This window comes from Cryobacterium sp. TMT4-31, from assembly GCF_004403385.1.
GTDB lineage: Bacteria > Actinomycetota > Actinomycetes > Actinomycetales > Microbacteriaceae > Cryobacterium > Cryobacterium zongtaii.
Genome location: NZ_SOGI01000058.1, coordinates 1 through 20,370, shown reverse-complemented (window position 1 = coordinate 20,370; position 20,370 = coordinate 1). Strand labels below are relative to the sequence as shown.

Here is a 20,370-nt window from a genome sequence, read left to right as displayed (position 1 = left end):
AGTGAGCCTCGTGACCGATTTGGTACCCTCGGCTCTCCGTCCTCAGCATCCGGTCCCGCGATCGTTGTCCGGACTGGTCGATGAATTTGAGCTTGACGTCCGCGGCGACACCGCGGGCGTAGAACTGACCGGCGTGAGCCTCAGCTCGCGCACGGTGCAGCCCGGCGACCTGTTCGTCGGCGTGCCCGGACGGATGATCCACGGGGCATCCCACATAGGGGCGGCCCGCGAAGCCGGGGCCGTTGCCGTACTGACCGACGAGGCCGGTGCACTGCTGGCCGCCGATTGCGGCCTCCCGATCCTCGTGACGGCGGATGTCCGCGCCGCGCTGGGCACCGTGGCGGCCTGGATCCACCGCACAGTCGATAACCCTGCGGACCTGTTCGCCGTCACCGGCACCAACGGCAAGACCAGCGTCGTCTATCTGCTGTTCGCCATCCTCAGTCAGCTCGGTGTCGTCGCCGGGCTCACCTCCACAGCGGAACGCCGGATCGGCGACATCGCCGTGACCAGCTCCCTGACCACTCCGGAGGCCAGCGAACTGCACGCACTGCTGGCCCGGATGCGCGAAGCCGAGGTCCGGGCCGTCGGCATCGAGGTCTCCGCCCAGGCGATCAGCCGCCACCGGGTCGACGGCCTGGTCTTCGATGTCGCCGGGTTCACAAACCTCTCCCACGATCACCTCGACGACTACGCGTCCATGGAGGAATACTTCGAGTCGAAGTTGGAGCTCTTCCAGCCCGACCGCTCCCGCCGCGGAGTGGTCACGGTGGACTCCGAGTGGGGCCGCCGCATCGCGTCGGAGAGCCGGATCCCGGTCACTACCCTCGGCAACAACCCCGTGGTCGGGTCGGCCGACGCCGACCGCAGCCCGGCCGATGCTGACTGGCGCATGAACGTCGTGCGGACCGGTGCCCGCTTCACCGAATTCACCCTCGACGGCCCCGATGGCCGTCGGCTGCAGACCCGAGTGCCGCTGCTCGGCTGGTACATGGCCGCCAACGCGGCCCTGGCCATCGTGATGCTGGTGGAGAGCGGCTTCGACCTTGCCGCCATCGAGCATGCCCTCACCCGCGACGGCGGCATCAACGCCTACATCCCTGGGCGTGCCGAACTGATCTCCGGCGACCGGGGCCCGCTGGTCTACATCGACTACGGCCACAGCCCGGATGCCTTCCTCAACACCCTCGGGGCGATCCGCGACTCCACCGCCGGGCGCATCATCATGGTCTTCGGCGCCGACGGCGACCGGGACAAGACCAAGCGCGCCGCTATGGGCGCGATTGCCGCCCGCGGTGCGGATGCCGTCGTCATCACCGACTTCCATCCGCGATTCGAAGACCCGGCCACCATCAGGGCGACCCTGCTCGCCGCGGCACGGGAAGCCGTGCCAGAGGGGGAACTCTACGAGGTCCCCGACCCCGCCACAGCCTTCCGCCGCGCGCTATCGTTGGCCGCGGAGGGCGATGTCGTGCTCTACGCAGGGCCCGGCCACGAGAACTACCAGGAGGTAGCCGGAGTGAAGCTCCCGTATTCAGCCAGGGATGACGCCCGACTCGCACTGCAGGAAGCCGGGTGGCTGTAATGATCGCCCTGACCCTGGCGGAAATTGCCGCAGCCATGAACGGCACTCTGCACCTTTACCCCGGGCACCTCGTCGACCCGTCTGCCGCTGACGCCCTGACCAGCGAATCAGTCGTCAGCGGGACCGTGCACACCGACTCCCGCGAGGTCTCCGCCGGCGACATCTTCGTCGCCAAGCCGGGGGAGGAGACCGACGGCCATCTCTTCGCGCCGGCCGCCGTCGCAAGCGGCGCCGCCGTGATCATCGTCGAGCGGGTGCTCGACCTGCCCGTCGCCCAGGTGCTGGTTCCCGACGCGGTCGTCGCCCTGGGTGACCTTGCCACCACGGTGATCGCCAGAGTCCGCGCCGCCGGCCGACTGAAGATCATCGGCATCACCGGATCCAACGGCAAGACCACCACCAAGAACCTCCTGCGCGCCATCCTGGAAAGCGTCGGCCCCACCGTCGCCGCGCGCGCCTCCTTCAACAACGAGGTCGGCGCCCCGCTGACCATGCTCGAAGTCACCGGCGACACCCAGTTCCTCGTCGCAGAGATGGGAGCCAGTGCCGAGGGTGAAATCCGGCGCCTGGTCCGGATGGCCCGGCCGGACATCGGCATCGTGCTCAAGGTCGGCCTGGCCCACGCCGGCGGTTTCGGCGGCATCGAAGCCACGGTGCGCACCAAATCCGAGATGGTCACCGACCTCGGCCCCGACGACATCGCCATCCTGAACAGGGACGACGACAGGGTGGCCGGCATGGCCGCCGTCACCGCCGCCCGCGTGGTGTGGTTCGGTGAGAGCGACGGCGCCACCGTACGTGCCTCCGCCGTCCACGGCAGCCGAACCGGAACGAGCTTCACCCTGCACCTGCCCGGCGGCGAGAGCCGACCGGTGTCCTTCAGGGTCCTCGGCGAACACCACGTGATGAACGCCCTGGCCGCCGCCGCGGCCGCCGACGCCCTCGGGGTTCCCATCGACGACATCGTGACCGCGCTCGAATCCGTCACCGTCGCCGAACGCTGGCGCATGGAGGTCATGGGTGGACAGGACGACATCACCGTCATCAACGACGCCTACAACGCCAGCCCCGACTCGATGACCGCGGCCCTCAAGACCCTCGCCCAGATCCGGAAATCCGACGGCCGCAGCATCGCGGTGCTCGGCGAGATGAGCGAGCTGGGGGAGCTCTCCGGCGAGGAACACGACAGGATCGGACTCCTGGCGGTACGCCTCAACATCTCCCAACTGATCGTGGTCGGCCGTGCCGCCCGCCGCATGCACATCAGCACCATCAACGAGGGTTCCTGGGACGGGGAATCGGCCTACGTCGAGACCGCCGACGAGGCCTTCGACCTGCTGCGCGACACCGTGAAACCCGGCGACACCGTGCTCGTCAAATCATCAAATTCAGCCGGACTCCGCTTCCTCGGAGACCGACTGGGAAAGTTGTACTCGTGATAGCCCTTCTCCTGGCCGGAGCGATGTCCCTCGTCTTCACCCTGCTGCTCACCCCGCTGTTCATCAGGCTGTTCCACAAACTCGGCTGGGGCCAGTTCATCCGCGATGACGGACCCAAGAGCCACCACGCCAAGCGCGGCACGGCCACCATGGGCGGCATCATCATCATCGTCGGCGTCCTGGTCAGCTACTTCCTCGCGATGTGGTTGCAACAACGGCCGCTGACGGCGTCACCCCTCCTCGTGCTGTTCATGATGGTGGGCTTGGGCCTGGTCGGTTTCCTCGACGACTACCTCAAAACCCGCAACCAACGCAGCCTGGGCCTGGGCGGCTGGCAGAAGATCGCCGGCCAGGTCGTGGTCGCCGGCGCATTCGGCTGGATGGCGTTGCAGTTCCCCGACAAGTACGGTCAGACCCCGGCCTCCACGCACATCTCGTTCATCCGGGACCTGCCGCTGGACTTCATGAAGCTGGGCACCTTCATCGGCATCGCCGCGTTCATCATCTGGATCTGCCTGATCGTCGCCGCCACCTCCAACGGCGTCAACGTCACGGACGGTCTCGACGGCCTCGCCACCGGCTCCCTGGTCTTCGCGATCGGTTCGTACATCATCATCGGCTTCTGGCAGTCCAACCAGTCCTGCAACACCGGCGGATCCGACATCGCCGACATGTACAAGTGTTACGCCGGCCCGGACTCCTTCGACCTGGCCATCGTGGCCGCCGCCATCGTCGGAGGGCTCATCGGCTTCCTCTGGTGGAACACCTCGCCGGCGAAGATCTTCCTCGGCGACACCGGTTCGCTCGGCCTGGGCGGTGCGCTGGCCGCGCTGGCGATCCTCAGCCGCACCGAACTGCTGCTGGTGCTCATCGGCGGTCTCTTCGTGATCGAGGCCGGCTCGGTCATCGTGCAGCGCGCGTACTTCAAGGTCACCCGCGGCAAACGGATCTTCCTGATGAGCCCGATCCATCACCACTTCGAACTCAAGGGCTGGGCAGAGGTCACCGTCGTGGTGCGTTTCTGGATCATCGGCGGGCTGCTCGTGGCCGCCGGCGTCGGAACGTTCTACCTCGAGTGGCTGGCCCGCGTATGAGTGCCCACTCCTTCGACGACCCGACCACCGAACCCGATCGCCTCAACGCCCTGACCAGCTGGCACTCCGACTGGTCCGGCCTGCGGGTAGCCGTCCTCGGCCTCGGGATGACCGGATTCGCCGCGGCGGACACCCTGGCCGAACTCGGCGCGCAGGTTCTCGTCGTCGCCGGCCGCGCCCCCGACGAGCGTGCGCGCCTGCTCGAGGTCCTCGGCGTCCCCCTGGTCACCGCCGACCTTGACGCCGCGCCCCCGGCCCTGGTCGAGCACAATCCCGAGCTGGTCATCGTGTCGCCGGGATTCCACCCTGACCACCCGCTGCTGCTGTGGGCCGCCGAACAGGGCATCCCGGTCTGGGGCGACATCGAACTGGCCTGGCGGCTGCGCGACAAGGTCGGTCCCGCCGCGCCCTGGATCCTCGTCACCGGTACCAACGGCAAAACCACGACAGTGCAGATGACCGCGACGATGCTGGCTGCCGGCGGCCACAGGGTCGCCCCCTGCGGCAACATCGGCGTGCCCGTGCTCGACGCCATCCGCGACCCCCAGGGCTGGGACGTGCTCGTCGTCGAGCTGTCCAGCTACCAGCTGCACCACCTGCCGTTGACCGGCCCCGGCGCCCTGGTCCCGGTCTCCAGCGTCTGCCTCAACATCGCCGACGACCACATCGATTGGCACGGCTCCGCGAGCGCGTACCGCGATGCGAAGGCCAAGGTCTACTCGAACACCACCGTCGCCTGCGTGTACAACAAGGCCGACCTCGCCACGATGCGGATGGTCGAAGACGCCGACGTCAGCGACGGCGCCAGGGCCATCGGCTTCGGCCTGGGCGTGCCGGGACCCAGCGACCTGGGAATCGTCGACGGGATCCTCTGCGACCGGGCGTTCCTCGAGGACCGCTTCGACAGCGCCATCGAGCTCACCACCATCACCGACCTCGCCGCCGCCGGGCTGGCCGCGCCGCACGTGGTGGCCAACATCCTGGCCGCCGCCGCCCTCGCCAGGTCCTTCGACGTGCCGCCGGAGGCCATCCGGGCGGCCCTGGCCACCTTCAGTCTCGACGCGCACCGCATCGAGGTCGTGGCGATCCGCGACGGCATCAGCTGGGTCGACGACTCCAAGGCGACCAATCCCCACGCGGCGGATGCCTCGCTGGCGGCGTTCGACTCCGTCGTCTGGCTGGTCGGCGGCCTGCTGAAGGGCGTCGACATCGGTGACCTGGTGGCCAAGCACGCCGGCCGGCTGCGCGGCGCCGTCGTGATCGGCGTCGAGCGCGAGGAAGTGCTGGCGGCATTTAGACGACACGCCCCCGCCCTGCGCGTCTTCGAGATCGACTCGGATGACACTGGGGAGGTCATGCCGTCCGCGGTCGTTCTGGCCGCATCCCTCGCCACGGCCGGGGACGTGGTCCTGCTGGCCCCGGCGGCCGCATCCATGGACCAATTCGCCAGCTACGCGGAACGCGGGTCGAAGTTCGCCCAGGCCGTACACGATTATTTGGGAGGTGGGTCGCATGAAGACTCGTCCTCGTACCCGGGTGCCTGAGGCCGCCGAGAACCACAGTTCCCAGGACCGCGGCAGTAGCCTGACGCGGATCAACCTCGGCCGGGTGTTCCGGGCCGAATCCACCAACTACCTGCTCCTGCTGGGCACCACGCTCTTCCTGGTCGTCTTCGGCCTGGTCATGGTGCTGTCCTCCTCGTCGGTGGACTCCTACCTGGAAGACGCCGGATTCTTCGGTGGGCTGTTTCGGCAGGGAATCTTCGCGGTGCTCGGAATCCCGCTGATGCTCGTGATCAGCCGGCTACCCGTGACGTTCTGGAAACGCGTCGCCTGGCCGGCCCTCGGTATCTCCTGTTTCTTCCAGTGCCTGGTGATCTTCACCCCGCTCGGCGTCACCGTGGCGGGAAACACCAACTGGCTCTCCATCGCGGGTGTGCAGTTCCAGCCCTCCGAAGCCATCAAGGTGGCCCTGGTGATCTGGCTCGGCGTGATCCTCGCGCAGAAGAAAGACAGGCTCGACGACTGGCGACACGTGTACATCCCCGTGTTCGGCGTCGGCGGCGGCGCGGTCATGCTCGTGATGATCGGCGGTGACCTCGGTACCGTGATCATCATGGCCGGCATCCTGTTCGGCGCGCTGTTCTTCGCCGGGCTGCGACTGCGGATGCTCGCCCTGCCCCTGATCGTCGGTGCTGTCGCCGGCATCCTGCTCGCCATCAGCAGCGAGAACCGGATGACCCGCATCCTCAGCTTCGCCGCGGAGGGCTGCGACGAGCTGAAGGGCACCATCTCCGCCGCGTGCTGGCAGCCCCTGCACGGCACCTGGGCCCTGGCCAACGGGGGAGTGTTCGGCGTGGGGTTGGGCAACTCCAAGGCCAAGTGGTCTTGGCTGCCCGCCGCCGACAACGACTACATCTTCGCCATCATCGGCGAAGAACTCGGCTTGATCGGTTGCATCGTCGTCCTGCTGATGTTCGTCCTGCTGGCGTTCGCATTCATCCGCATCATGCGTGGTACGGCCAACATGCAGATCAAGGTCACCACCGCGGCCGTCATGGTCTGGATCATCGGCCAGGCCCTCGTGAACATCGGTGTCGTGCTGGGAGTCCTCCCGGTCCTCGGTGTGCCCCTGCCGCTGATCTCCGCCGGTGGCACGGCGCTGCTGACCACCCTCGCGGCGATCGGGGTGGTGCTGTCCTTCGCCAGAAGCGACCACAACCTGAGCGAGGACGCCAAGACCCGCGACCCTGCGGCCGCGCCCGCACGCCCGGCGCCCGTCGGTGCCGCACCGAAACGAGGAACCACCCGATGACCACATACCTGCTGGCCGGGGGCGGTACCGCCGGCCACGTCAACCCGCTGCTCGCGGTCGCCGACGCGCTCCGCCTGCGCGAGCCCGACGCGACGGTCCTCGTCCTCGGCACGGCCGAGGGCCTCGAGGCCCGGTTGGTACCCGAACGCGGCTACGAACTGCTGATAGTCCCGCGGCTGCCCTTCCCCCGGCGGCCCAACCGCGCGGCGCTCGGCTTCCCGCCGAGATTCAATCGCGCCATCAACGACGTGGTCACCATCCTGCGCGACCGCCGCGTCGATGTCGTCGTCGGCTTCGGCGGTTATGTCGCCACGCCGGCCTACCTGGCCGCGCGCCGGGCCGGCGTACCGATCGCCATCCACGAAGCCAACGCCAAGCCCGGGCTGGCCAACCGGGTCGGCGCCCTACTGACCCGTTCGGTCGGGGTCGCCTTCGCCGGTACCCGGCTGCGCCACGCCAGGGTCGTCGGCATGCCGCTGCGCCGGGAAATCGAGACTCTCGATCGGGCCGGCTCCCGCGCGGCCGGGTTGGCCTTCTTCGGCCTCGACGCCGACCGGCCGATCCTGCTGGTCACCGGCGGCTCGCTCGGCGCCCGCCGCATCAACCGCACCGTCGTGGATTCCGCGGCTGTCCTCACCGACGCCGGCTGGCAGGTACTCCACATCACCGGTAACTCCGCCGAGGTCGACAATCCGAACCTGCCGGGTTACCGGATGATCGCGTACTGCGACCGGATGGATCTGGCGCTCTCCGTCGCCGACTTCGCCGTCTCCCGCGCCGGAGCTGCCACGGTCTGCGAATTGAGCGCCCTCGGGATCCCCGCCGTGTTCGTGCCGTACCCGGTCGGCAACGGCGAACAGCGGTTCAACGCCGCCGACGTCGTGGCCGCCGGCGGCGGAATCCTCGTCGATGACGCCGCCTTCCTGCCGGGCTGGGTCCGGTCTGAATTGCTACCGGTCCTCGCCGAGCCCGAGCGCATCCACGGCATGAGCGTCGCCGCCCACTCCGCGGGCGTGCTCGACGGCACCGCGCGCACGATCGACCTCATCGACGAGGCGGCGGGTGCGACCACACCGCACTCCGCGTAACGTTGAACCCGCAGAACCTGCACCACCCCGCGCACCGCCAGCCAGAAAGACCTTCACGTGATCCAGCCTGACCTGACCCTGATAGTTCCCGAAGACCTCGGCATTGTGCACTTCGTGGGCATCGGCGGCTCGGGAATGAGCGGCATCGCCCGACTGTTCCTGGCCGCGGGCCACACCGTGACCGGCTCAGACTCACGCGACTCCGATAATGTGCACGCGCTCCGCGAGCTGGGCGCAACCATCACCATCGGTCACGACGCCGCCAACGTCGGCGACGCGGACAGCCTCGTCGTCACCGGCGCACTCTGGCAGGACAACCCCGAGTACGTCCTCGCCACCGAACGCGGTCTCCCGGTGCTGCACAGGTCCCAGGCGCTGGCCTGGCTGATCCGCTCGCACCGGCTTGTCTCGGTCGCCGGCGCGCACGGCAAGACCACCTCGACGGGCATGATCGTCACCGGCCTGCTCGGCATCGGCCAGGACCCCAGTTTCGTCAACGGCGGGGTGATCGAATCCCTCGGCGTCAGCGCCGGCAGCGGCGCCGACGACCTCTTTGTCGTGGAGGCCGACGAGTCCGACGGCTCGTTCTTGCTCTACAACACCGGCGTCGCGCTGATCACCAACGTCGACCCCGACCACCTCGACCACTACGGCTCGCTCGAGGCCTTCGAAGCGGCCTTCGTCGAATTCGCCCAGAACGCCGACGAATTCGTCGTGGTCTCCTCGGACGACCCCGGCGCCGTGCACGTCACCGCCCGGCTCACCGACAAGCGCATCATCACCTTCGGCGAGGCCGAGGGCGCCACGGCGCGGGTGCACTCCATCGGCACCAGCGGACCGGTGAGTTTCACCGTGACCTGGGACGGCGTCGACTACTCCGCCACCCTGCGCATCCCCGGCCGGCACAACGCCATCAACGCGGCGGGCGCCTTCGCCGTACTCGTGGGGCTCGGCTTCGAGCCGGCCGCCTCCCTGGCGGCGATCTCGGCGTTCGGCGGCACCGAGCGCCGGTTCGAGCTGCACGGCACCGTGCGCGGTGTGAGCGTCTACGACGACTATGCCCACCACCCCACCGAGGTCGCCGCGGCGCTGTCCGCCGCACGCACCGTGGTCGGAGCCGGCCGGATCATCGCCGTGCACCAGCCGCACCTGTACAGCCGCACCCGGCTGTTCGCCCAGGAATTCGCCGACACCCTGGAGAAATACGCCGACGAGACCATCGTGCTGGCGGTCTACGGCGCACGGGAAGACCCCGAACCCGGCGTGACCGGTGCGCTGGTCTCCGAACGCTTCCAGGACCCGGCCCACGTCGCCTATATCCCCGAGTGGCAGGATGCTGCCGACTACCTCGGCACCATCGCCAGAGACGGCGACTTCGTCGTGACACTCGGCTGTGGTGACGTGTACCGCATCGTTCCGCAGCTGCTCGAATCTCTCGCCGACGAGTCGGCGGCGGGTACGCGCGGATGAGTCACCGTCCAGGCGCTCGCGCATGAAGCGTCCCGCAGGCCCTGCGGCGCGACCAGCGGCACCGAAGCCCGCTGCAGCGAAACCAGCTGCGGCGACACCGCCGCGTGCCCCTGAGCCGCGCCAGCAGCCTGCCCGCGGGCCTAAACGGCCGGCCGCCGGCCCCGGCGCCGCGCCCACCCGTGCCGAGCCTGAGGCGCTGACCGAGCCCATCGTCCTGCCGGCCAGCGCTGCGTCCGACACCCCAGCGACGGATACCCCACCGACACGGCGGCGCCTCGGCGGCTTCAGTCTGCCTCAACGAGGCGTCAAGGCCGCCGCCGCACCGGACGCTCCGGAGACGTCGACTCCACAATCGTTGGGACAGGAGCCCCCGCTGACCGCGCGAGCGGCCCGGGCCCGGCTGCGAGCGGCGCGGCGAGCCCGGAAGCAGTACGAGCGCAACGAGGTGCGTCGCTTCACCTCCCGCTCCCGCCACCGCCGCAATCTCTGGCTCGCCGCCGGCGGCACCGTGGTCGCCCTGGTGGCCTTCGTCCTGGTCGGCGTGTTCTCCCCGCTGATGGCGTTGCGCACCATCGAGATCACCGGAACCAACCGCATCCCGGCCGCCGACGTGGCGCAGGCGCTCGAGGGGCAGCTGGGTACCCCGCTGCCGCTCCTCGACCTCGCCGAGGTGAAGGGGCAACTGAGCGAATTCAGCCTCATCCGCAGCTACGTCACGGAGAGCCGGCCGCCGGATACCCTCGTGGTGCGCATCGTCGAACGGGAGCCCGTCGGCGCTATCACGTCCGCCGCCGGCTTCGACCTCGTCGACGCGGCCGGTGTGATCATCCAGAGTGGACCGGACCGGCCGCAGGGCTACCCCCTCATCGACGCCGCTGGCGGTGCCAGCGGTGCCGGTTTCCAGGCCGCGGTCGCCGTGGTCGGAGCACTGCCAGAGGGCATCCGCGGCCAGTTGGACAGCGTGACAGCCGCCACCAAGGACGACGTGACGCTCACCCTGGGTGGGGGAGCGCGGGTCCTTTGGGGCAACGCTGAGCGCAGCGAGTACAAGGCGCTCGTTCTGGCGGCCCTCCTTGTGAGCCACCCCGTCGGCAGCGTGACCGAATACGACGTGTCATCGCCGGACAGCGCCGTCGTTCGCTGAAACCGACCGGGTATTCGCGACACGCGGGCGCGCCTCCCCAAGCCATCAGCGGTGGCACCTAACTTCGAATTTAGAATTGCATACTCAGAATAACTTTAAGCCTCGAGTAGAGGTTTAGGGTTCCACCGGAGGCCGGACGTGTCAACTAATCAGAACTACCTAGCAGTCATCAAGGTTGTTGGAATTGGCGGCGGCGGCGTGAACGCCGTCAACCGCATGATCGAGCTCGGCCTCCGAGGGGTCGAATTCATCGCCATCAATACGGATGCCCAGGCACTCCTGATGAGCGATGCAGACGTCAAGCTCGACGTCGGCCGCGACCTCACCAGGGGTCTCGGCGCCGGAGCGGACCCCGAGGTCGGCCGTCGCGCCGCCGAGGACCACGCCGAGGAAATCGAAGAAGCGCTGGCCGGAGCCGACATGGTCTTCGTCACCGCCGGCGAAGGCGGCGGTACCGGTACCGGTGGCGCCCCCGTCGTCGCCCGGATCGCCAAGTCCATCGGCGCTCTGACCATCGGTGTCGTCACCAAGCCGTTCGGCTTCGAGGGCAAGCGTCGTCAGGCTCAGGCCGAGACCGGTGTCGCCTCGCTCAAGAACGAGGTCGACACCCTCATCGTCGTGCCGAACGACCGCCTGCTGGAAATCAGCGACCGCGGCATCAGCATGCTCGAGGCCTTCGCCACCGCTGACCAGGTGCTCCTCGCCGGCGTGCAGGGAATCACCGACCTGATCACCACACCCGGCCTGATCAACCTCGACTTCGCCGACGTCAAGTCGGTCATGCAGGGAGCCGGCTCCGCCCTCATGGGCATCGGTTCCTCGCGCGGAGCGGACCGGGCCATCAAGGCGGCGGAACTCGCCGTTGCCTCTCCTCTGCTCGAGGCGTCGATCGATGGCGCCCACGGCGTGCTGCTCTCCATCCAGGGTGGCTCGAACCTCGGCATCTTCGAGATCAACGACGCCGCCCGCCTGGTGCAGGAGGCCGTGCACCCCGAAGCCAACATCATCTTCGGTGCCGTCATCGACGACACCCTCGGTGACGAGGTGCGCGTCACCGTCATCGCCGCGGGTTTCGACGGCGGTGAGCCCGGTGCCAAGGTTGCCGAGGTCCGTCGTTCCGACCTGGTCGCTGCCGGTGTGGCAGCGGGAGTCTCCGGTGGCGCCGCCGGTGCCATCGCCGGTGCCTCTGCCGCAACAGACAACGCCCCGGTCGCCGAGCCCAGCGGCTCGGTCTGGTCCAGCGACCCCGCTGCGAGCACTCCGGTCGCCGACCCGGCCTTCGAGGACGATTCAGACGACCTGGACATCCCCGATTTCCTGAAGTAATGAGCGAACCGGACCTCGCCCAAAGGCTGGCGAACGTGCGCGGCGGCATAGCCGACGCCGCACGGCTCGCCGGTCGCTCGGTGGGCGACATCACCATGGTCGTGGTGACCAAGTTCCAACCAGTGTCCCTGATCCGGGAGCTCCTCGAGCTCGGGGTGCGGGACCTCGGCGAGAGCAGGCACCAGGAGGCCCAGGCCAAGGCGGCCGAACTGGCCGGAGCCGGCATCCGCTGGCACTTTGTCGGTCAGGTGCAGGGCAAGAAGGCCCGCCAGGTGCGGGCCTACTCGTCGGTGATCCACTCGGTGGACCGGGAGTCCCTCGTGACCGGCCTTGCCACCCCGGTGGCGGAGCACACGGGCGCCCTCGAGGCCGGTGCCGAGGTGGACTGCTTCGTGCAGGTCAACCTCACCGAGGACCCGGCCAGGGGCGGGGTGTCGATTCCGGACCTCGCACCGTTGGTGGAGCGGGTTCTGTCGGCCCCGGGCCTGAGGCTGCTCGGGCTCATGGCCGTCGCGCCGCTCGGCGCGGAACCGAAGCGCTCCTTCGCCCTGGTCAGCGAGCTGGGCGCCCAGATGCGCGGCATCGCTCCCGACGCCAGGTACCTGTCGATGGGAATGTCCCAGGACTACGCGGCCGCCATCGCCGAAGGCGCGACACACCTGCGAATTGGCACCGCAATCACCGGGAATCGCCCGGCAGCGGTTAATCTGAAAACGTCGTAATACCAACACGGAGGTCGAGATGTCCAACCCGCTCAAGAAAACCATGGTCTACCTGGGTCTGGCAGACGAAGAGCTGGAATATGAGGCGCCGGCAGCGGCTCCCGTCTCCACTCTCCCCACCCAGTCAGCCCATGTCGCGTCGTCCCACGCTGCTCCGGCGAACGCCGGCCGCGCACCGGTCACGCCGTTGCACAAGACCTCCACCCCCAAGAATGTTGTCGTGTCCGAAATGAACGAGATCCTTACCGTCCACCCGCGCCAGTACCGCGACGCGCAGGTGATCGCCGAGTCCTTCCGTGATGGAATTCCGGTCATCATCAACCTCTCCCAGATGAGCGATGCCGATGCGCGCCGTCTCATCGACTTCGCCAGCGGCCTGTCTCAGGGCCTCTACGGCAAGATCGAGCGCGTAACGGCCAAGGTCTTCCTGCTGTCGCCGTCGCACGTCGTCATCTCCGGCGACAACGCCGTCGAGGAGGGGGACGCCGATTCCTCCTTCTTCGCCCAGTCATAACCCGACGTGTCCGTAGTCAACCTGGTCCTGGGGATCGCCTACTACTTCCTGCTGCTGTACTTCTTCGTCATGTGGGGCCGATTCATCGTCGACCTCGTCCGGGGAATCAACAGGTCGTGGCGGCCGCACGGGTTCGTCCTGGTTCTCATTGAGCTGGTCTACACACTCACCGACCCGCCGATCAATTTCTTCCGTCGGATCTTCCCGCCACTCCGCGTCGGCCCGATCGCGTTCGACTTTGGCTGGAGCCTGACCATGCTGTGCTGCATCATCGGCATGTGGATTACGGCGATTCGGTTCTGACACGCAGCCTCACCAGGGCCTCGGCATGTATTCTTGATCGATGACGGCCAACCGGCCCGGTACAACACCGAGTGCCAGTTGGTCGTAAGCACGTGTTCGCACAACTGTTCGCAATTAAGTTTTGAGGTGGAAAGCCATGGCGCTAACTCCGGAAGATGTAGTCAACAAGAGGTTTCAGTCGACCAAGTTCCGCGAGGGATATGACCAGGACGAGGTTGACGACTTCCTCGACGAGGTCGTTGTCGAGCTGCGACGCCTGACCCAGGAGAACGAGGACCTCAAGGCCCGTCTCTCCGGCGGCGAGGTCGCACCTGCTGCTCCGGTCAGTGCCGCCGCGGCCAAGACCGCTGAGCCCGTCAACACTCCTGAGCCCGTCGCAGAGCCCGTCGCTGCCGTCGTGCCCGAGCCCGTCGCTGCAGCACCCGTCGCCCCGGCGCCGGTTGCCGAGCCGATCGACGAGACCGCCGGCACGACGAACCTGTTGCAGCTGGCCCGCCGCCTGCACGAGGAGCACGTCAAGGAAGGCGCCGAGAAGCGTGACGCCCTGATCGCTGAGGGCCACGCCACGGCTGCCCGCGTGATCGCGGAGTCCGAAGCCAAGCAGCGCGCCCAGATCAACGTCCTCGACAAGGAGCGTGCCGTCCTCGAGAACAAGATCGAGGAACTGCGCACCTTCGAGCGCGAGTACCGCCAGAAGCTGAAGAGCTACATCGAGGGTCAGCTGCGCGACCTCGACTCCACGTCGCCCGTCGGCGCGGGTGCGGGCAAGGACTCGGGCAACTCGCCGAAGGCGAGCTTCCAGGGCTTTGGCGCGTAACAACCCGTCGAAGGTCAGCTACCGCGCACTTATCGTCCTGGCCCTCGTGGCCGTGGGCGGGTATGCGTTTGATCAGATCAGCAAGGCCCTCGTCGTCAGCTCGATGACCGAGGGTCAGACCGCCCGGGTTCTGGGTGATGTGCTTCAACTGCACTTCATCCGGAACCCCGGCGCGGCCTTCTCCTTCGCCACCGGCCTCACCTGGGTGTTCTCACTCATTGCGGCCGGTGTCGTCGTGTTTGTCGTGTGGTTCGCCCCACGCATCCGCTCGAGCCTGTGGGCGATCGTCTTCGGTCTCCTGCTCGGCGGTGTGCTCGGCAACCTGACCGACCGACTGTTCCGGGAGCCGTCTTTCGGCCTCGGGCACGTCGTAGATTTCATTTACACCCCGTGGATGATGCCGGCCATCTACAACATCGCGGACTGCTGCATCGTGGTGAGCATGGCGCTCTTCATGCTGCTCACCCTGCGTGGCATCGGCCTCGACGGCCGTCGCACCCCGACATCCGACCCGGATGCCGCCGAACCGGCCGTCAGCACCGTGCCCGCCGGCAGCGCCGCGCCCCTCACCCCCTCCAACTGAACGGCATCATGGAAAACCGAGCCCTTCCCCTGCCCGATGGTTTGGACGGTGTACGCGTTGACGCGGGCATCGCCAAGCTGTTCGGCTTCTCCCGCAGCTTCGCGGCCGAAATCGCCGAGTCCGACGGGGTCACCCAGGACGGCGTCGTGGTCGGCAAGTCGGACAAGCTGCGTGCCGGGGCCTGGCTCGACGTGAGTTGGGCGCCCAAGCAGGACCTCGTCATCGTGCCCATCGCGGTACCCGATCTCACGATCGTGCACGACGACGACGACATCGTCGTCGTCAACAAGCCATCCGGCGTCGCGGCGCACCCCAGCGTGGGCTGGACCGGCCCGACGGTGCTCGGCGCCCTCGCCGCCGCCGGCTACCGCATCGCCACCTCAGGTGCGTCCGAACGGGCCGGCATCGTGCACCGTCTCGACGTCGGGACCAGCGGCCTCATGGTCGTCGCGAAGTCCGAGCACGCGTACACGCACCTCAAACGGGCCTTCCACGACCGGGAGGTCGACAAGATCTACCACGCCGTCGTGCAGGGCCACCCAGACCCGTCCAGCGGCACCATCGACGCGCCGATCGGGCGCCACCCGCGCTCCGACTGGAAGTTCGCTGTGATCGCCGGAGGCAAGGACTCCGTCACTCACTACGAGACCCTGGAAGCCTTCCCCTCCGCGTCCCTGCTCGAGGTGCATCTGGAGACCGGTCGAACCCACCAGATCCGGGTGCACATGGCCGCCCAGCGGCATCCGTGTGTCGGCGACGCCATGTACGGGGCCGACGCGAAGATCTCGGCCAGGCTCGGCCTCACCCGGCAGTGGCTGGTCGCCAAGCAGCTCTCCTTCGATCACCCGACCAGCGGCGAATGGGTCACCTTCAACGCCGAGTACCCGGACGACCTGGCCAACGCTCTGCGCTTACTGCGCGGCGATTAGGCTGCGTTGATCAGGACAGGGGCGTCCTCCGGCGCTTAGGCTGGAAGACCAGCACCCCCCACTTCGTCATCAGATAAACCCCAGAGCAGCTGGAGCAGTCGTGTCGCCGCAGAATGATTCGTTCGTCCACCTTCACGTGCACAGCGAGTACTCCATGCTCGACGGCGCCGCGCGGGTCAAACCGTTGATCGCTGCGGCCGCTGAACAGAAGATGCCGGCCATCGCCGTCACCGACCACGGCAACGTTTTCGGCGCGTTCGATTTCTGGAAGACCGCCACGGATGCCGGGATCAAGCCGATCATCGGCACCGAGGCTTACATCACGCCGGGCACCGACCGTCGCGACAAGACCCGGGTGCGCTGGGGCACCAACGCCCAAAACCGCGACGACGTCGGCGGTAGCGGTGCGTACACCCACATGACCCTGCTCTCGGAGAACACCGAGGGAATGCACAACCTGTTCAGGCTCTCGTCCCTCGCGTCGCTGGAGGGCTACTACTTCAAGCCGCGAATGGACCGCGAACTGCTCAGCACCTATTCCAAGGGTCTGATCGGTACGACCGGATGCGTGGGTGGCGAGGTGCAGACCCGCCTCCGGCTCGGCCAGTACGACGAGGCCAGGCAGGCCGCGGGGGAGCTGCGGGACATCTTCGGGAAGGACAACTTCTTCTGCGAGATCATGGACCACGGCATCGACATCGAGCGCCGCACCATGACCGACCTGCTCAAGCTCGCCAAGGAACTCGACCTGCCGCTGGTGGCCACCAACGACCTGCACTACACCCACGCCCACGACGCGACAGCGCACGCCGCGCTGCTCTGCGTTCAGTCGGCATCCACCCTGGACGACCCCAACCGGTTCAAATTCGACTCCAACGAGTTCTACCTCAAGACCGCCGCCGAGATGCGGCACCTCTTCCGGGACAACCCAGAGGCGTGCGACAACACTCTGCTCATCGCCGAGCGGTGCGAGGTCAAGTTCAACACCTCCGCCAACTACATGCCCCGGTTCCCCACCCCGGACGGGGAGAACGAGGAAAGCTGGTTCATCAAGGAGACCGAACTCGGCCTCATCCGCCGCTACCCGAACGGGATCACCGCGGCCGTGCGCAAGCAGGCCGACTACGAGGTCGGCGTCATCACCCAGATGGGCTTCCCCGGCTACTTCCTGGTCGTCGCCGACTTCATCAACTGGTCCAAGGAGAACGGCATCCGGGTCGGCCCCGGTCGTGGCTCCGGCGCCGGCTCGATGGTCGCGTACGCCATGGGCATCACCGACCTCGACCCGCTGGTGCACGGCCTGATCTTCGAGCGCTTCCTCAACCCCGACCGTGTCTCCATGCCCGACTTCGACGTCGACTTCGACGACCGTCGCCGCGGCGAGGTCATCCACTACGTCACCGAGAAGTACGGCTCCGAGCGCGTCGCCCAGATCGTCACCTACGGCACCATCAAGGCCAAGCAGGCGCTGAAGGACTCCAGCCGGGTGCTCGGCTTCCCGTTCGGCATGGGCGACAAGCTCACCAAGGCCATGCCGCAGCCCATCATGGGCAAGGACATGCCGCTCACCGGCATGTTCGACAAGGACCACCCCCGCTACCGCGAGGCCGGCGACTTCCGCGCCGTCATCGAGACGGATGCCGAGGCACGCACGGTCTTCGACACCGCGCTCGGTATCGAGAACCTCAAGCGCCAGTGGGGTGTGCACGCCGCCGGCGTGATCATGTCCTCCGACCCGCTCATCGACATCATCCCGATCATGCGCCGCGAGGCCGACGGCCAGATCGTCACGCAGTTCGACTACCCGGCCTGCGAGAGCCTGGGCCTGATCAAGATGGACTTCCTGGGGCTGCGCAACCTCACCATCATCGACGACACCCTCGACAACATCGAAGCGAACCGTGGCCACCGCCCGGTGCTCGAAGACCTCGACCTCGACGACGTGCTCGCCTACGAACTGCTCGCCCGCGGCGACACCCTCGGGGTGTTCCAGCTGGACGGCGGCCCGATGCGCGCGCTCCTGCGCAGCATGAAGCCCGACAACTTCGAAGACATCTCCGCCGTCATCGCGCTCTACCGGCCCGGCCCCATGGGCGCGAACTCGCACACCAACTACGCGCTGCGGAAGACCGGTCAGCAGGAGATCATCCCGATCCACAAAGAGCTCGAGGAGCCCCTCAAAGACATCATCGGCGGCACCTACGGCCTCATCGTCTATCAGGAGCAGGTGATGTCGATCGCGCAGAAGCTGGCCGGCTTCACCCTGGGTCAGGCCGACCTGCTGCGACGCGCGATGGGCAAGAAGAAGAAGTCCGAGCTGGACAAGCAGTTCGAGGGCTTCTCCGGCGGAATGATAGCCAACGGCTACTCAATGGAAGCCATTACCACCGTCTGGAACATCCTTCTACCGTTCTCTGACTACGCCTTCAACAAAGCCCACTCCGCGGCCTACGGAGTGCTGTCCTACTGGACCGCATACCTCAAGGCGCACTATCCGGCTGAGTACATGGCCGCCCTGCTGACCAGCGTCGGCGATGCCCGCGACAAGCTCGCGCTGTACCTCAACGAGTGCCGCCGGATGGGCATCCAGGTGCTGCCGCCGGATGTCAACGAGTCGATCGGCTTCTTCGCCGCCGTCGGCACCGACATCCGCTTCGGCCTGGGCGCCGTGCGTAACGTCGGTTTCAACGTGGTGGAAGCCATCCGGGCCGCCCGCACCGAGAAGGGCGACTTCGAGTCGTTCCACGATTTCCTCCGCAAGGTCCCGCTGCAGGTCACCAACAAGCGCACCGTCGAATCCCTGATCAAGTCCGGCGCCTTCGACTCTCTCGGTGCCACCCGCCGCGCCATGTTCGAGATCCACGAGGGCGCCGTCGACTCCGCCGTCAAGATCAAGCGCGACGAGTCGCACGGAATGGTCGGCTTCGACTTCGACAGCCTCTTCGACGACCCTCAGGAGACCGATCAGGTGCCGGACCGGCCGGAGTGGAGCAAGAAGGAAAAGCTCGCACTGGAGCGCGACATGCTCGGCCTCTACGTCTCCGACCACCCACTGGCCGGCCTCGAGATTCCGCTGGCCAAGCACGCCAGCACCACGATCACCGATCTGATCAGTTCCGAGCACACCCAGGATGCCGACACCGTCACCGTGGCCGGCCTCATCACCAATGTGCAGCACCGAATCGCCAAGAAGTCGGGCAACCAGTACGGCATCATCTCGGTCGAGGACTTCGGCGGCGAGATCGACGTCATGTTCATGGGCAAGGCCTACCAAGAGTTCTCCCTTGACCTCGTCAGCGACTCCGTCGTGGTGGTGCGCGGCCGGGTGAGTATGCGCGATGACGGAATGAACCTGCACGCGTACAGCATCTTCGCGCCCGAGCTCGGTCAGGCGTCCGATCACGGCACCCTGTCGATCACTCTGTTCGAGGCGCGAGCCACCACCGATACCGTCACCCAGCTCGGCGAGGTGCTCAAGAGACACGGCGGCACCTCAGAGGTGCGCCTGAAGTTGATCAAGGGTGACACCGCCCGCGTCTTCGAGCTGCCGAGCCGGGTCACCGTGACCGCCGACCTCTTCGGCGAACTCAAGAGCCTCCTGGGCCCGTACTGCCTGACTTGACCCTCTGCCCGCTCCAGATGGATTCGGGCGGAGGCCCCGGTCAGAACGGTGGGTTCTCGGGTGCCGGTGGGGTCGGCTTCCGACTCGGCCGCTGCCGGGGCATCAGGTAACTGTCATCGGCGGGCCGCTTCCGGGTCTTGGGCCCCACGACCGGTGGCCGTGGCCGGGGTGGTCCCATCGGGTTGGCCGGGTCGGTGCGGTAGCTGCGTTTGCCGGGGGAAGTCCAGTGCAGGATCCCGCCGGTTTCCTGCGTGACTCGCCACTGGCTGAGGTGTTTGAGGCGGTGGTGGGGTTCGCAGAGGTGGGCGAGGTTGTCACTGTCGGTGTTGCCGCCGCCGGCCCAGGGGTCGGTGTGGTCGACGTCGCTGGTCACCGCGGGTCGGGAACAGCCCGGGAACCGGCAGGTTTCATCGCGCACCCGCAGGTATTTCTTCATGGCCTTGGTGTTCTTGTGCTGGGTTTTGCCCAGCGAGAGCACCACCCCGGTTTCCGGGTGGGTCAGCAGCCGGGTGAAGCTCGGTGCGTGCCCGGCGATCTCCCGCGCGGCCTCGGGTGAGATGGGCCCGTACCCCTCGAGGGTGGCGGGTTCCTCGTCCAAGCCCAGCAGGGTCAGCACGGGCACGGTGACCATGACGGTGCCGCGGATGCCACCACCCATCCCGTCGGGCGTGATTCCGTCCAGCAACAGGGCGGCGGCGATGTCGGCGCGGAGTTGGTCGAGGGTGCGAGTCGGGAGCTCTTCCGTGGCGTCCGGGCGGAGGCCGACTGCGGTGCCGCTTCCGCTGCCAGCGGTGTCGGACGCGGTGTTCCCATTCGGTGCGGGGTCGCCGAGGTGCTTGAGCTTCACGGCGATCGTGTTGATCCGGTCGTAGGCGGCCTTGGTGTCGTGGGCGGTGCCGTACCAGTGCAACCAGCCCATC

General features: G+C 67.4%; 17 protein-coding genes. 16 read left to right on the top strand and 1 reads right to left on the bottom strand.

Annotated features, from left to right (window positions below):
- Positions 1-10 precede the first annotated feature (10 nt).
- The 16 genes from E3T19_RS13095 to dnaE all read left to right on the top strand — a co-directional run bounded on the left by E3T19_RS13095 (position 11) and on the right by dnaE (position 19,450).
- Entirely contained in the window at positions 11-1,585 is a 1,575-nt protein-coding gene (locus E3T19_RS13095) for a Mur ligase family protein (RefSeq protein ID WP_134409046.1), read from the top strand.
- Positions 1,585-3,024, top strand: a complete 1,440-nt coding sequence (murF, locus tag E3T19_RS13090) for a UDP-N-acetylmuramoyl-tripeptide--D-alanyl-D-alanine ligase (RefSeq protein ID WP_134409096.1) — start codon at positions 1,585-1,587, stop codon at positions 3,022-3,024. The genes E3T19_RS13095 and murF overlap by 1 nt, the downstream gene beginning before the upstream one ends.
- A complete protein-coding gene (gene mraY, locus E3T19_RS13085; protein ID WP_088456057.1) occupies positions 3,021-4,118 on the top strand; it encodes a phospho-N-acetylmuramoyl-pentapeptide-transferase in 1,098 nt (365 codons plus the stop codon). The genes murF and mraY overlap by 4 nt, the downstream gene beginning before the upstream one ends.
- A complete protein-coding gene (gene murD, locus E3T19_RS13080; protein WP_134409045.1) occupies positions 4,115-5,662 on the top strand; it encodes a UDP-N-acetylmuramoyl-L-alanine--D-glutamate ligase in 1,548 nt (515 codons plus the stop codon). The genes mraY and murD overlap by 4 nt, the downstream gene beginning before the upstream one ends.
- A complete protein-coding gene (gene ftsW / locus E3T19_RS13075; protein ID WP_088456059.1) occupies positions 5,631-6,932 on the top strand; it encodes a putative lipid II flippase FtsW in 1,302 nt (433 codons plus the stop codon). Before murD ends, ftsW begins: the two co-directional genes overlap by 32 nt.
- Positions 6,929-8,020 carry a glycosyltransferase gene (locus E3T19_RS13070; RefSeq protein WP_134409044.1) on the top strand — a complete coding sequence of 364 codons (1,092 nt, stop codon included), beginning with the start codon at positions 6,929-6,931 and terminating at the stop codon, positions 8,018-8,020. The genes ftsW and E3T19_RS13070 overlap by 4 nt, the downstream gene beginning before the upstream one ends.
- 57 nt (positions 8,021-8,077) lie before the next feature.
- A complete protein-coding gene (gene murC / locus E3T19_RS13065; protein WP_134409043.1) occupies positions 8,078-9,490 on the top strand; it encodes a UDP-N-acetylmuramate--L-alanine ligase in 1,413 nt (470 codons plus the stop codon).
- Positions 9,491-9,512: 22 nt separating this feature from the next.
- Entirely contained in the window at positions 9,513-10,634 is a 1,122-nt protein-coding gene (locus E3T19_RS13060) for an FtsQ-type POTRA domain-containing protein (RefSeq protein WP_134409042.1), read from the top strand.
- A gap of 138 nt (positions 10,635-10,772) precedes the next feature.
- The gene (ftsZ, locus tag E3T19_RS13055) at positions 10,773-11,960 is read left to right on the top strand and encodes a cell division protein FtsZ (protein ID WP_088456063.1); all 1,188 of its coding nucleotides are present in this window, start codon (positions 10,773-10,775) and stop codon (positions 11,958-11,960) included.
- Complete coding sequence (locus E3T19_RS13050; protein ID WP_134409041.1) at positions 11,960-12,682, top strand: YggS family pyridoxal phosphate-dependent enzyme; 723 nt, start codon at positions 11,960-11,962, stop codon at positions 12,680-12,682. Before ftsZ ends, E3T19_RS13050 begins: the two co-directional genes overlap by 1 nt.
- Positions 12,683-12,701: 19 nt before the next feature.
- The gene (locus tag E3T19_RS13045) at positions 12,702-13,196 is read left to right on the top strand and encodes a cell division protein SepF (protein ID WP_088456065.1); all 495 of its coding nucleotides are present in this window, start codon (positions 12,702-12,704) and stop codon (positions 13,194-13,196) included.
- 6 nt (positions 13,197-13,202) lie between these two features.
- Positions 13,203-13,499 carry a YggT family protein gene (locus E3T19_RS13040; protein WP_088456066.1) on the top strand — a complete coding sequence of 99 codons (297 nt, stop codon included), beginning with the start codon at positions 13,203-13,205 and terminating at the stop codon, positions 13,497-13,499.
- 136 nt (positions 13,500-13,635) lie between these two features.
- A complete protein-coding gene (locus tag E3T19_RS13035; protein ID WP_088456067.1) occupies positions 13,636-14,316 on the top strand; it encodes a DivIVA domain-containing protein in 681 nt (226 codons plus the stop codon).
- A complete protein-coding gene (lspA, locus tag E3T19_RS13030) occupies positions 14,306-14,899 on the top strand; it encodes a signal peptidase II (protein ID WP_088456068.1) in 594 nt (197 codons plus the stop codon). The genes E3T19_RS13035 and lspA overlap by 11 nt, the downstream gene beginning before the upstream one ends.
- Positions 14,900-14,907: 8 nt before the next feature.
- Entirely contained in the window at positions 14,908-15,828 is a 921-nt protein-coding gene (locus tag E3T19_RS13025; RefSeq protein WP_088456069.1) for an RluA family pseudouridine synthase, read from the top strand.
- 154 nt (positions 15,829-15,982) lie between these two features.
- Entirely contained in the window at positions 15,983-19,450 is a 3,468-nt protein-coding gene (dnaE, locus tag E3T19_RS13020) for a DNA polymerase III subunit alpha (protein ID WP_134409095.1), read from the top strand.
- Between the two features lie 40 nt (positions 19,451-19,490).
- Here the strand turns inward: dnaE and E3T19_RS13015 are convergent.
- A partial coding sequence (locus E3T19_RS13015) for an HNH endonuclease signature motif containing protein (RefSeq protein WP_134409040.1) occupies positions 19,491-20,370 on the bottom strand: 880 nt, incomplete at its 5' end.

Bases quoted from the DNA above. Each gene is read 5' to 3' on its own strand.
- murF (WP_134409096.1), top strand. From the start codon at position 1,585: ATGATCGCCCTGACCCTGGCGGAAATTGCCGCAGCCATGAACGGCACT.
- E3T19_RS13070 (WP_134409044.1), top strand. From the start codon at position 6,929: ATGACCACATACCTGCTGGCCGGGGGCGGTACCGCCGGCCACGTCAAC.
- E3T19_RS13060 (WP_134409042.1), top strand. From the start codon at position 9,513: ATGAAGCGTCCCGCAGGCCCTGCGGCGCGACCAGCGGCACCGAAGCCC.
- E3T19_RS13025 (WP_088456069.1), top strand. From the start codon at position 14,908: ATGGAAAACCGAGCCCTTCCCCTGCCCGATGGTTTGGACGGTGTACGC.
- dnaE (WP_134409095.1), top strand. From the start codon at position 15,983: ATGCTCGACGGCGCCGCGCGGGTCAAACCGTTGATCGCTGCGGCCGCT.
- E3T19_RS13045 (WP_088456065.1), top strand. From the start codon at position 12,702: ATGTCCAACCCGCTCAAGAAAACCATGGTCTACCTGGGTCTGGCAGAC.
- E3T19_RS13050 (WP_134409041.1), top strand. From the start codon at position 11,960: ATGAGCGAACCGGACCTCGCCCAAAGGCTGGCGAACGTGCGCGGCGGC.
- ftsW (WP_088456059.1), top strand. From the start codon at position 5,631: ATGAAGACTCGTCCTCGTACCCGGGTGCCTGAGGCCGCCGAGAACCAC.
- E3T19_RS13035 (WP_088456067.1), top strand. From the start codon at position 13,636: ATGGCGCTAACTCCGGAAGATGTAGTCAACAAGAGGTTTCAGTCGACC.
- murD (WP_134409045.1), top strand. From the start codon at position 4,115: ATGAGTGCCCACTCCTTCGACGACCCGACCACCGAACCCGATCGCCTC.